9 protein-coding genes are annotated in these 12173 nt (G+C 68.1%); 8 read left to right on the top strand and 1 reads right to left on the bottom strand.

The genetic code is table 11. The annotated features are described in order from the left end of the window. Positions 1–388 precede the first annotated feature (388 nt). The 4 genes from ileS (at position 389) to ndk (ending at position 6095) form a co-directional block, all read left to right on the top strand. Positions 389–3784, top strand: a complete 3396-nt coding sequence (gene ileS / locus CH42_RS10015) for an isoleucine--tRNA ligase (protein ID WP_053353047.1) — start codon at positions 389–391, stop codon at positions 3782–3784. Further along, entirely contained in the window at positions 3781–5124 is a 1344-nt protein-coding gene (locus tag CH42_RS10010) for a bifunctional folylpolyglutamate synthase/dihydrofolate synthase (protein ID WP_053353046.1), read from the top strand. Before ileS ends, CH42_RS10010 begins: the two co-directional genes overlap by 4 nt. Next, positions 5121–5609, top strand: a complete 489-nt coding sequence (locus CH42_RS10005; protein WP_082309390.1) for a DUF4233 domain-containing protein — start codon at positions 5121–5123, stop codon at positions 5607–5609. Before CH42_RS10010 ends, CH42_RS10005 begins: the two co-directional genes overlap by 4 nt. 69 nt (positions 5610–5678) lie before the next feature. Further along, the gene (ndk, locus tag CH42_RS10000; RefSeq protein WP_053353044.1) at positions 5679–6095 is read left to right on the top strand and encodes a nucleoside-diphosphate kinase; all 417 of its coding nucleotides are present in this window, start codon (positions 5679–5681) and stop codon (positions 6093–6095) included. Positions 6096–6167: 72 nt separating this feature from the next. Here ndk and ilvD read toward each other — a convergent pair whose 3' ends face one another. Then, positions 6168–8024 (bottom strand): dihydroxy-acid dehydratase, encoded by a 1857-nt coding sequence (gene ilvD, locus CH42_RS09995; protein ID WP_053353043.1) that lies wholly within the window; start codon positions 8022–8024, stop codon positions 6168–6170. A gap of 73 nt (positions 8025–8097) precedes the next feature. Between ilvD and CH42_RS09990 the strand changes: the two genes are divergently transcribed. The 4 genes from CH42_RS09990 (at position 8098) to CH42_RS09975 (ending at position 12173) form a co-directional block, all read left to right on the top strand. Next, complete coding sequence (locus CH42_RS09990) at positions 8098–9018, top strand: helix-turn-helix transcriptional regulator (RefSeq protein ID WP_082309389.1); 921 nt, start codon at positions 8098–8100, stop codon at positions 9016–9018. Between the two features lie 9 nt (positions 9019–9027). Continuing rightward, on the top strand, positions 9028–10221 hold the full coding sequence (locus tag CH42_RS09985) for a winged helix-turn-helix domain-containing protein (RefSeq protein ID WP_053353042.1): 1194 nt from the start codon (positions 9028–9030) through the stop codon (positions 10219–10221). Positions 10222–10308: 87 nt separating this feature from the next. Continuing rightward, a complete protein-coding gene (locus tag CH42_RS09980) occupies positions 10309–11337 on the top strand; it encodes an ATP-binding cassette domain-containing protein (RefSeq protein ID WP_193392082.1) in 1029 nt (342 codons plus the stop codon). Next, positions 11334–12173, top strand: a complete 840-nt coding sequence (locus tag CH42_RS09975; protein ID WP_082309388.1) for an ABC transporter permease — start codon at positions 11334–11336, stop codon at positions 12171–12173. The genes CH42_RS09980 and CH42_RS09975 overlap by 4 nt, the downstream gene beginning before the upstream one ends.

Raw genomic sequence — 12173 nt, 5'->3', positions numbered from 1 at the left:
TTACCGCATCGTTATCTCTTCGTGATCAAATGGGCGATCTCGGCTCGGCTAGTGACGTAATACGCGGCGTCCTGGCCCGCGCGCAGCTCACGACAATGCGCACAGGGGAGACGCTTCCCGCTGAGGTACACTCTTCCTATCGACTGCGATCCGGCCATCACCGGGGAGTCTTCGGAAGAACCGCCACCTGGGTTCCGGGAAACCGGAATGCGCTCGGCGCAATAGAACCGAACGGTCACGGCCCGTCATCGCCGAATGAAGCGGTTACCGCGACGCCCGGCGCCGGGCGAGTGGTGACAAGCGGGGTGGTACCGCGGGAGACGGATCGCGATCCGGAGCTCGTCCCGGCAACAGGAGTAACGACCGACGCCGGAATCGAGAAGGACCCATGCCGTATCCTCAGCAGCCCACGGGAACCCCGTCAGACCACGCAGAATCCTCGTCGCCCGCAGCGGGCGCAGCATTCGGTGTTTCGCCGTCACCCCGATTCCCCGAGATCGAGCAGCGCGTGCTCGACTTCTGGTCAGCCGACGACACATTCGCGGAGTCGATCCGCCAGCGCGAGCACGCCGAAGAGTGGGTATTCAACGACGGCCCGCCCTTCGCGAACGGCCTGCCGCACTACGGCCACCTGCTGACCGGTTACGCCAAAGACGTCTTCCCGCGGTTCCAGACCATGCTCGGGAAGAAGGTCGAGCGCCGCTTCGGGTGGGATACCCATGGTCTCCCCGCAGAACTCGAGGCGATGAAGCAGCTCGGCATCACCGAGAAGTCCGAGATCGAAGAGATGGGCGTTGCGGCGTTCAACGGCAAGGCTCGTGAATCGGTGCTGCAGTACACCCGCGAGTGGGAGGACTACGTCACCCGTCAGGCGCGCTGGGTCGACTTCGAGCACGGGTACAAGACGCTCGATCTGACGTACATGGAGAGCGTCATCTGGGCGTTCAAGCGACTGTACGATCAGGGTCTCGCATACGAGGGCTCGCGGATTCTGCCGTATTGCTGGCGTGACGAGACCCCGCTGTCGAACCACGAACTGCGCATGGACGATGACGTCTACCAGATGCGTCAGGATCCCTCGGTGACCGTGGCGTTCCCCTTCATCGGGGAGCGCGCAGCGGAGCTCAACCTCACCGGCGTGCGCGCCCTCGCATGGACCACGACGCCGTGGACGCTTCCCACGAACGCGGCGCTCGCGGTCGGACCGGCCATCGCCTATGCGGTGGTGCCCGCGGGCCCCGCGGGTGCGGGCGACGGCGCTGACGCGACAGCCGCGTACCTGTTGGCCGAAGATCTGGTCGGCGCGCACGCCAAGGATCTCGGCTACGACTCAGCCGACGCCGCGGTCGCCGCGGTCTCGCGCGTGATCGCTGGGTCCGAACTGAGCGGGGTCCGCTACGAGCCGCTCTTCGACTACTTCTCCGATGTCGAGACGTGGGGCACCGAGCACTGCTGGCAGGTGCTCGCCGACGACTACGTGTCGACCACCGACGGCACGGGCATCGTGCACCAGTCGCCGGCTTACGGCGAAGACGACTACCGCATCACGACCGCTGCAGGCATGCCGACCATCGTGAGCGTCGACGCGGGTGGCCGGTTCATTGCTGCCGTGACCGACGTCGCCGGTGAACTCTGGATGGATGCGAACCGCCCGCTGATCCGTCTCGTGCGCGAGCGCGGACGCCTGCTGCGCGAGCAGAGCTACGAGCATTCGTACCCGCACTGCTGGCGCTGCCGCAATCCGCTGATTTACAAGGCGGTCTCCAGCTGGTTCGTGCGCGTCACGGACATCAAGGAACGCATGCTCGAGACCAACGAGCAGATCACCTGGGTCCCCGAGAACGTGAAGCACGGTCAGTTCGGGAAGTGGCTCGAGGGCGCGCGCGACTGGTCGATCAGCCGCAACCGCTACTGGGGCAGCCCCATCCCGGTGTGGAAGAGCGACGACCCCGAGTACCCGCGCGTCGACGTCTACGGTTCAGTTGCCGAGATCGAGGCGGACTTCGGCGAGCTGCCACGGAATGCCGACGGCGAGGTCGACCTCCACCGCCCGTACATCGACGAACTCACGCGACCGAACCCCGATGATCCGACCGGCCGATCGACGATGCGCCGCATCGAAGACGTGCTCGACGTCTGGTTCGACTCCGCATCGATGCCGTTCGCGCAGGCCCACTATCCGTTCGAGAACCAGGAGTGGTTCGAGACGCACCAGCCGGCCGACTTCATCGTCGAGTACATCGGGCAGACCCGCGGCTGGTTCTACGTGCAGCATGTGCTCGCGACCGCGCTCTTTGATCGCCCGGCATTCACCAACGTGATCAGCCACGGCATCGTGCTCGGCTCCGACGGCAACAAGATGTCGAAGTCGTTGCGCAATTACCCCGACGTGAACGAGGTCTTCGACCGCGACGGCTCCGACGCGATGCGCTGGTTCCTGATGGCGTCGCCCGTGGTTCGCGGCGGCAACCTCGTTGTCACCGAGGAAGGCATCCGTGAGGGCGTGCGGCAATTCATCCTGCCGCTGTGGAGCACCTGGTACTTCTTCTCGCTGTACGCGAATGCCGACGGGCTCACGGCCGAACGACGCACTGATTCGACGGACCCACTCGATCGTTACATCCTCGCGAAGACGGGGCGCCTCATCCGCGATGTGCAGTCCCACCTCGAAGGGCTCGACACGACCTCGGCCGCTGAAGCGCTGCGCGCATATGCGGAGGTGCTGACCAACTGGTACGTGCGGCGATCGCGCGACCGGTTCTGGGAGGGCGTCGCGAGCGACAAGGGCAAGCCCGAGCACCAGCAGGCCTTCGACACGCTGTACACCGTGCTCGAAACGGTGGCGCGCGTCGCCGCCCCGCTTGCTCCGCTCGTCACCGAAGAGCTGTGGCGCGGCCTGACCGGCGGCCGATCCGTGCACCTCGCTGACTGGCCCGATGCCGCGGAGTTCTCGGGCGACGACGAGCTCGTCGACGCGATGGACGAGGTGCGCCAGATCACGTCGCAGGCGCTCGCCCTCCGCAAGAGCCGCGGCCTGCGCGTGCGTCTGCCGCTCGCAGAATTGACGGTCGTCGCGGAGCACCCCGGCGCGATCGAGCCGTTCGCGGGCATCCTCCGTGAAGAGCTCAACGTGAAGTCCGTGCGTCTCGTGCAGCAAACCGACACGAGCGCGGATGAGCACGGGATCGTACAGACGCTCGCCGTGAACGCCCGCGCGGCCGGCCCGCGACTCGGCAAGCAGGTGCAGCAGGCCATCAAGGCGGCGAAGACCGGTGATTGGAGTGAGACCGACGGCGTAGTGGTCGCGGGCGGTATCGCGCTCGAACCGCACGAATACGAGCTCACCCTGCGCGCGGGTTCCGGAGACGCCGACGGCGGGCCGGCTCTGACGCTGTTGCCCGGTGGCGGTTTCGCGATCCTCGACACCGTGCTCACGACGGAACTCGAGGCCGAGGGTATCGCTCGCGATGCGATTCGCGCCGTCCAAGAGGCACGAAAGAACGCCGGCCTCGACGTCAGCGACCGGATCGTGCTTGCGATCAACGCAGAGCCTGCGCACGTCGAGGCGCTGGAGGCGCACGCCGCCCTCATTGCCGCCGAGACGCTCGCGGAAGGGTTCGCGGTGCAGGAGGCGATCGGGATCGACGCGATCGTCGACGATCTCGTCTCGCCGGGTGGCGGCGTGCACGTGTCGGGAGCCCGCGCTATCGGCGCGGAGAAAGCTCCGATCGTCATCACGATTGACGCGACCGAGTCCGCTTCGACGCGCGGAGGCGCGGCATGACCGGGCCGGCAGAACGCGTCTACGCTGAACTCCTCGAGCGCGTCGGCGAGGCGAACCCGCGTCCGCGCATCGAGCCAGTGCGTCGACTCGCCGAGCTCGCGGGGTCGCCCCAGCTCTCGTACCCGGTGATCCAGGTCGCGGGCACGAACGGCAAGACCTCGACGAGTCGCGCCATCGCCTCGCTCATGCAGGCGCACGGGCTCCGCACGGGGCTGTTCACCAGCCCGCACCTCGTCGAGTTCACCGAGCGGTTCCAGCTCGATGGAGAGCCGATTGACGGCTCAGTGCTCGCCGGTGCGTGGGACGAGTTGAAGCTGCCCCTCGAGGTGGTCGATGCCGAACTCGTTGCTGCCGGGCACGCACCGATCACCTTCTTCGAGGCACTGGCGGTGCTCGCGTTCGCGGCGTTCGCCGATGCACCGGTCGATGTCGCCGTGATCGAGGTCGGCATGGGTGGCGAGTGGGACGCGACGAACATCGTCGAAGCCCAGGTCGCCGTATTCACGCCGATCGGTCTCGACCACACCGCGATTCTCGGTCCCGACGTCGAGACGATCGCGCGCACGAAGGCCGGAATCATCAAGGACGGCTCCACGGTGGTCACAGCCGGGCAAGAGGTCGATGCGCTCGCCGAACTCGAAGACGCGGCTGCCCGCCACGGTGCGCGGCTCTACGTGCAGGGCCGCGACTTCGCGCTCGCTGACGATCGGCTCGCGGTCGGCGGGCGCCAGATCGATGTTGTCGGGCTCTCCGGTCTCGCCTACGATCCGATCTTTGTGCCGCTGTTCGGCCGCCACCAGGCCGAGAACGCGGCGCTCGCGATCGCCGCCGCCGAGGCGTTCTTCGGTGCGGATCGCCCGCTGCCGACCGAGGTCGTCGATTACGGCTTCGGAGCGTTGACGTCACCGGGCCGGCTTCAGCTCATCGGAACCGAGCCGATCGTGTACGTCGACGCGGCGCACAACCCGCACGGTGCCGCCGCGCTGGTCACGGCCGTCACCGAGTCGTTCTCGTTCGAAGAGCTCGCGCTCGTCGTGGGCGTCCTTGCCGAGAAAGATGCCACCGGGCTGCTCTCGACGCTGGCACCGATCGCGCATCGCGTCACGGTGACCCCCGTCGACTCGCCGCGCACGACGAGCGGTGATGAGCTGCGCGAGCTCGCGGAGGAGGAGATTCCCGGCACGCCGATCGAGGTCGCCGAGTCGCTCCCCGAGGCACTGGATGAGGCACGCGCCTGGGCGGCACGCGCCGACGGTCGCGCCGTGCTTGTCGTGGGCAGCGTGCTCCTCGCCGGCGAAGCCATCGCGTTCGCGCGTGCAGAGGGCTGGGGGATCGCATGAGCGGCACGCAGCCCGAGCGCGAGGGGCAGGGAGCGGGCGGGCACGATCCCGAACTGCAGTTGTCTCCGTCTGAGACCGCGGCCCACAACTCCGCCATGCGCATTGCCGGCGCCCGGCGCGGCCCGGCGTCCACCCAGAAGGCCTTGGCCTCCGTGGTGCTCGGCTTCGAGCTCTTTATCGTCGTGCTGATCGGCCTCACGCTGTTTGGGCTCGCGACGCTCGAGCCGCGCGAGCTCGGCCTCTACCTGGGTGGCGGTCTCGCGGTCGTGATTCTCGTTGGCCTCGCCGGGATGCGTCGCGGCCGCTTCGGCATCATCACCGGGTGGGTGCTGCACGCACTCATGCTACTCACCGCGATCATTCTGCCCATGGCGTTGATCGTCGGTGTGCTCTTCACCGCGCTCTGGATCTACTGCATGGTGCGCGGTGCCCGCATCGACCGCGACCGCGCCGCGTGGATGGCAGCACAGGGCGACACCGCCTGAATTCGCTACACTCGGTGCTCGGGCCACCCGCCCGAGCACTTCCCGATCACCGAACCATGAGGAGTATGCATGTCGGCAGAAGAGACCCTGATCCTGGTAAAGCCCGACGGCGTCGCCCGCGGGCTGACCGGCGAGATCATCCGCCGCATCGAGGCCAAGGGGTACACGCTCACCGATCTCCGCTTCGTGCACGCCGACCGCGAGCTGCTCGCTGCGCACTACGCCGAGCACGAGGGAAAGCCGTTCTTCGAGCCCCTGCTGGAGTTCATGTCGTCGGGCCCGTCGGTCGCGATCCGGGCGACCGGTGACCGCGTCATCGAGGGGTTCCGTTCCCTGGCCGGCACCACGGACCCGACCACGGCGGCGCCCGGCACCATCCGTGGCGATCTCGGCCGCGACTGGGGCCTCAAGGTGCAGCAGAACCTCGTGCACGGCTCCGACTCGCCCGAGTCGGCCGCGCGCGAGCTCGGTCTCTGGTTCGCCTAACACGCAGCGCAGCACGACGGCCGCGGGGGAGTAACTCCTCCGCGGCCGTCGTGTTGTCTTGGCGACGCTCGTCTAGATCTCGGGCACGATGCGCACCGCTCCCTTATCGGCCGACTGGGCGAAAGTGGCATACGCGCGCAACGCCGGCGACACCTCGCGCTCGCGGGAGCGCGGGCGATAGCCGCCCGCCAGTTCCAGCGCCGCGCGCCGTCGGTCGAGCTCTGCAGCGGGAACGTCGAGCGTGAGCTCGCGCGTCGGAATGTCGATGACGATGCGGTCGCCGTCTTCGACGAGGGCGATCACACCACCGGCCGCGGCCTCGGGGGAGATGTGTCCGATCGAGAGCCCGGAGGTGCCGCCCGAGAAGCGACCATCAGTGATGAGCGCGCAGCTCTTGCCGAGACCCCGACCCTTCAAGAATGACGTGGGGTAGAGCATCTCCTGCATGCCCGGTCCGCCCTTCGGGCCCTCGTACCGGATGACGACGACGTCGCCGGCACTCACCCGCTTGTTCAAGATCTTTTCGACGGCTTCGTCCTGCGACTCGCACACGACCGCGGTGCCCTCGAAGTGCCAGATGGACTCGTCGACGCCGGCCGTCTTGACGACCGCGCCGTCGACCGCGACGTTTCCCCGGAGCACCGCGAGCCCGCCGTCCGCAGAGTAGGCGTGCGCGATATCGCGGATGCAGCCGCCTGCCGCGTCGACGTCGAGGCTCTGCCAACGTTCTGACTGGGAGAACGCCGTCGAAGAGCGCTTGCCGCCGGGAGCCGCGTGCCACAGGTCGAGTGACTCCTGAGACGCAGTGCCACCGCGCACGTCCCACTCGTCGAGCCACTCGCCGAGGGTGGCCGCGTGCACCGTGTGCACGGTGTCGTCGAGGTGCCCGCCGCGGCGCAGCTCACCGAGGAGGGCCGGAATGCCGCCCGCACGGTGCACGTCTTCCATGTAGTAGGTGCGATCGCCGGCGACATTCGGGGCGACCTTGGCGAGGCACGGCACGCGGCGGGAGACCGCGTCGATCTCGTCGAGGCCGAACGCCACCCCGGCCTCGTGCGCGGCCGCGAGCAGATGCAGGATCGTGTTCGTCGAGCCGCCCATGGCGATGTCGAGCGCCATCGCGTTGCCGAACGCCTCGGGGGTCGCGATACTGCGGGGGAGCAGGGTGTGGTCGTCGCCCTCGTAGTGACGTTTCGTGATGTCGACGACGAGCGATCCGGCACGTTCGTAGAGCGCCCGTCGCGCCGTATGAGTCGCAAGCGTGGAGCCGTTGCCCGGCAGAGAGAGTCCGATCGCCTCGGTGAGGCAGTTCATCGAATTGGCGGTGAACATGCCCGAGCACGAGCCGCAGGTCGGGCACGCGGATTCCTCGATGGTCTGCAGGTCCGAATCCGAGATGTTCTCGTTCACCGCGTCCGAGATCGCATCGACGAGATCGAGAGTGCGCACCATGCCATTTGCGAGCACGGCGCGCCCCGACTCCATCGGGCCTCCCGACACGAACACGGTCGGAATGTTCAGCCGGAGGGCAGCGAGCAGCATGCCGGGCGTGATCTTGTCGCAGTTCGAGATGCAGACGAGCGCGTCGGCGCAGTGCGCGTTCACCATGTACTCGACCGAGTCGGCGATGAGATCGCGCGAGGGGAGCGAGTAGAGCATGCCGCCGTGGCCCATCGCGATGCCGTCGTCGACCGCGATGGTATTAAATTCGCGTGGCACTCCGCCCGCTTCGGTGATCGCATCAGAGACGATGCGCCCGACCGGCGCGAGATGCGTGTGCCCGGGTACGAACTCGGTGAACGAGTTCGCCACGGCGATGATCGGTTTGCGGCCGATGTCGGCACCGGGAACGCCGGCGGCGCGCAGGAGCGCACGCGCCCCCGCCATGTTGCGTCCGTGGGTGACCGTGCGTGAGCGATATGGAGGCATGATTCACTGCATCACGGGCACAGTACTTCGCGGAAGAGAGCGTCACTCCTAGTACTGGCAGTACTATCAGAGTATGCCTCGGCCTCGCACTCCACGACGCGTGCAACTGGGTGAGTTTCTCGCTGCTCGCCGGCGCCAGCGGGATCGCGTCGGGCTCGGTCTCCCTGCGGCTGCGGGGCGTGGCCGCGCGGGTGCGGCCCGGTCGCAGGGGCTCAGCCGCGAGGAGATGGCGACGCTCTCGGGCATGAGCGTCAGCTGGTACACCTGGCTTGAGCAGGGGCGCGACATCAACGCGTCGCGCCAGGTCATCGACGCGGTCGCCCGAGTTCTCGCGTTGACCGATGCCGAACGCGAGTACGTACGATCGCTCGTCGAGACGGGCGATGTCGCCGGCGACGTGCCCGACCGTGCCACTCCGGCCCACCTGCAACGACTCATCGATGCGCTCGACCACCCGGCCTTCATCGTCGGCACGGACTGGGCGATTCTGGGCTGGAACCATCACTACGAGTGGCTTTACGGCCCCATCGCCTCGACGCCGAAGCCTGAACGCAATCTGCTCTGGCTCATCTACACCGACCCCAGACTGCGCGCGCTGCTTCCCGATTGGGAGCGCGACAGCCGGCGTTTCCTCGCCGAGTTCCGAGCCGAGTCGGGGGTGCGGCTCGACTCGGACCGGCATCGCGCACTCATCTCGCGCCTGCACGCGCACAGCGCCGATTTTCGGGGCCAGTGGGCCGAGCACGCCGTGGAACGCTTCGCCTCGCGGCAGCGCGCGTTCGTGCACCCGGACGCCGGGCCGGTCATCTTCGAGCATCATCGTTTAGTCCCCTCGGATGCCACGGAGTTGCACGTCGTGATCTACGTGCCGATTCCCGCGCACACGCCCGCCGATGCCGACGGGGCCGTGTGGTTTCCGGTCCCGCAGATCGGCAGTGCCGGATCACCCGGCGCTCCTGACCCGCCGCGCCGCGATGTCGGTGGCGCGCGATAGCGTACCCGCATGACTCTTTCGCTCAGCGCACCCGAGGCCCGACGCGTCGCCCTCGCCGCACAAGGCTTCGCCAACACGGCGAAGCTGCGCGTGCGCCGTCCCTTCGACACGGCTCTCGAGCGACTGCACGTGCTGCAGATCGACTCGGTGAACGTGTTCGCGCGGAGCCACCATTTGCCCGTGTTTTCGCGCCACGGCCGGTACGACGCCGACGCGCTCGACCGGCATCTCTGGGAGAGCGGGGAGTTCACGGAGTACTGGGCGCACGAGGCGGCGTTCATTCCGGTCAGCGATCGTCCGCTGTTCCAGTGGCGCATGGCTGAGCGCCGCCTCCGCGACCAGCGGTCGGGCCGCGCAGACGCCCTCGCCCCGGTGCTCGACCGGGTGCGCGCGCACCTCGCCGATGCGGGCCCGTCGCTCGTACGCGATCTCGAAGACGGCCCCCGCGCGAACCGCGGGCCCTGGTGGGACTGGAGCGACACGAAACGCGCGGTCGAGGTGCTCTTCGCCTGGGGCGAGGTGGTCACCGCGGGGCGCACCGGGTTCCAACGCAGATACGCACTCGCAGAGCAGGTGCTGCCGGCGGCCGGCCTCGATGACGTATCGGCGGCACGCGCGCAGCGCTCGCTCGTCGAACGGGCCGCCCGGTCGCTCGGCATCGGTACCCTCGCCGATCTCGCGGATTACCACCGGCTGAAGTCGACGCCGGCGCGCGCGGCCGTCGCCGAGCTCGAAGCCGACGGCGTGCTGCTGCCCGTCGTCGTCGACGGGTGGCGCACGCGCTCAGGAGCACCCGAACGCGCCTGGATGCACCGCGACGCGGCGGTGCCGTCGCGCCTCGCACCAAACGCCCTGCTCACGCCGTTCGACCCGGTGGTGTGGTTCCGTCCCCGCGCCGAGCGCATGTTCGATTTCCACTACCGCATCGAGATCTACACGCCGAAAGAGCAGCGAACGTTCGGGTACTACTGCCTGCCCCTGATGGTCGGCGGCACACTGGCCGGCCGCATCGATCTCAAAGCCGATCGGGCCTCCAACACGCTGCTCGTGCAGGCCGCGTGGCAAGAACAGCGCGCGCCCGCGCGAACATCGGAAGTCGCGGCGACATTGCTGGCGCAGGCGGCGGCGTGGCAGGGGCTCGCAGACGTGCGCGTTTCGGGTATCGGCAACCTGCCGCTGCCCGCGACGATTGCCGTCGGCTGACCGCCATCCAGTCCGCCTGACAGCGGCCGTTCCGAGCTGACAGCGCTCCGACAGTGCTGTGACAGCGCCGAGCATCACACTGATGCCATGATCCAACAACACAGCGAATGGGCCGTCGAGGCCGAGTCTCTGGTCAAGGTGTTCGGAACGCACCGCGCGGTCGACGGAGTCGACCTGCAGGTGCGCACCGGAACCGTGGTCGGCGTGCTCGGCCCGAACGGCGCCGGCAAGACCACCACCCTGAGCATGCTCGCGACGCTCCTGCGCCCGGACGGCGGCTCGGCCCGCGTGTTTGGGCACGATGTCGCGCGCGAGCCCCACATCGTGCGCCAGCTTCTCGGCGTGACCGGGCAATACGCCTCGGTCGATGAGGCGCTGTCAGCAACGGAGAACCTCGTCATCTTCGGCCGGCTGCTGGGCCTGTCGAGCCGTGAGGCGCGCGCCAAGTCCGAGGAACTGCTCGAGCGCTTCGGCCTGACCGAGGCCGCGCGTCGTCCCCTCAAGCACTTCTCGGGCGGCATGCGTCGGCGTCTCGACCTCGCGGCGTCACTGATCGCCCAGCCGCCGCTCATCTTCCTCGACGAACCGACCACGGGCCTGGACCCCCGCACCCGCGGCCAGATGTGGGAGACGATTCGCGAATTGGTCGCCACCGGGTCCACCGTCCTGCTCACCACGCAGTACCTCGACGAGGCCGACCAGCTCGCCGATCGCATCGCCGTCATCGACCACGGGCGCGTCGTCGCCGAGGGCACGGCCGAAGAACTCAAATCTTCGGTCGGCACGGCGTCCCTGCACCTGCGCGTCGCCGAGCGGGGCGACCGCACGGAACTTGAGGTGCAGACCGCCCTCGACGCGGTGCAGCGCGTGCTCGGAGTGCCGGCCGTGCGCTCACCCGAGGGGTCGCGCCTCACCGCGCCGATGACCGATCCCGATCGCCTCGCCGACCTCCTCATCGAGCTGCGCGCAGCCGACGTTTCGGTCACTGAGATCAGCGTGCAGAAGCCCACCCTCGACGAGGTTTTCCTCACCATCACCGGGGCGCCCGACTCCACGGCCTCGTCAGACACCCCGAGCGAACCCGAGCGCTCCAGCGCACAGGAGGTCCACGCATGAGCACCATCGCACCCGCACCCGCATCGCTCACCCCGATCGTCCCGGCGCACGCGCGGTCGCTGCACCGTCGTCCCGGCCTCTCTGAGAGCTTCGCGCACACGCGCACCATGGCGTACCGCGGCCTCATCAAGATCCGGCGCACCCCCGAACAGCTCGTCGACGTCACGATCCAACCCATCATCTTCACCCTGATGTTCGCCTACATCTTCGGAGGCGCAATCGCGGGCGACGTGCAGACGTACCTGCCGCAGCTCATCCCGGGCATTCTCGTGCAGACCGTCATCACCGGCTCCGTCGTGACCGGCACACAGCTCCGCGAAGACATGGACAAGGGCGTGTTCGATCGCTTCAGGTCCCTGCCCATCGCGCGCATCGCTCCGCTCTCCGGAGCGCTCCTCGCCGACACCGTGCGGTACGCGATCGCCACGACCATGACGATGCTCATGGGCGTGCTGATGGGGTGGCGTCCGGGCGGCGGGCTCGCCAGCGTGGTGCTCGCCAGCCTGCTCGTCATCGCGTGCGCATGGGCGCTCAGCTGGATCTTCGCGCTCTTCGGCGTGATTGCACGCACCGCAGCCAGCGTGCAGGGCATCTCGATGCTGATCCTGTTCCCGCTGACCTTCCTCTCGAACGCGTTCGTGCCCGCTGATTCGCTCCCGAACTGGCTGCAGTGGTTCGCCGATATCAATCCGGTATCGCACCTCGTCACCGCGGTGCGCGACCTGGCGAATTCGGGGACCGTCGGGGTCGATCTGTGGACCTCGCTGCTCGGCGCCGCCGTGGTGGTCGTGGTCTTCGCACCGCTCACCGTCCGGGCCTACATGCGGAAGGCGTAG

Source organism: Leucobacter musarum subsp. musarum, from assembly GCF_001273845.1.
Classification (GTDB): domain Bacteria; phylum Actinomycetota; class Actinomycetes; order Actinomycetales; family Microbacteriaceae; genus Leucobacter; species Leucobacter musarum.
This window is presented reverse-complemented; position numbering and strand designations above follow the sequence as displayed.

Excerpts from the sequence above, each read along its gene's own strand:
- CH42_RS10005 (WP_082309390.1), top strand. The coding sequence starts at position 5,121 with ATGAGCGGCACGCAGCCCGAGCGCGAGGGGCAGGGAGCGGGCGGGCAC.
- CH42_RS09990 (WP_082309389.1), top strand. The coding sequence starts at position 8,098 with ATGCCTCGGCCTCGCACTCCACGACGCGTGCAACTGGGTGAGTTTCTC.
- CH42_RS09980 (WP_193392082.1), top strand. The coding sequence starts at position 10,309 with ATGATCCAACAACACAGCGAATGGGCCGTCGAGGCCGAGTCTCTGGTC.
- CH42_RS09975 (WP_082309388.1), top strand. The coding sequence starts at position 11,334 with ATGAGCACCATCGCACCCGCACCCGCATCGCTCACCCCGATCGTCCCG.
- ilvD (WP_053353043.1), bottom strand. The coding sequence starts at position 8,024 with ATGCCTCCATATCGCTCACGCACGGTCACCCACGGACGCAACATGGCG.
- CH42_RS09985 (WP_053353042.1), top strand. The coding sequence starts at position 9,028 with ATGACTCTTTCGCTCAGCGCACCCGAGGCCCGACGCGTCGCCCTCGCC.
- CH42_RS10010 (WP_053353046.1), top strand. The coding sequence starts at position 3,781 with ATGACCGGGCCGGCAGAACGCGTCTACGCTGAACTCCTCGAGCGCGTC.
- ileS (WP_053353047.1), top strand. The coding sequence starts at position 389 with ATGCCGTATCCTCAGCAGCCCACGGGAACCCCGTCAGACCACGCAGAA.
- ndk (WP_053353044.1), top strand. The coding sequence starts at position 5,679 with ATGTCGGCAGAAGAGACCCTGATCCTGGTAAAGCCCGACGGCGTCGCC.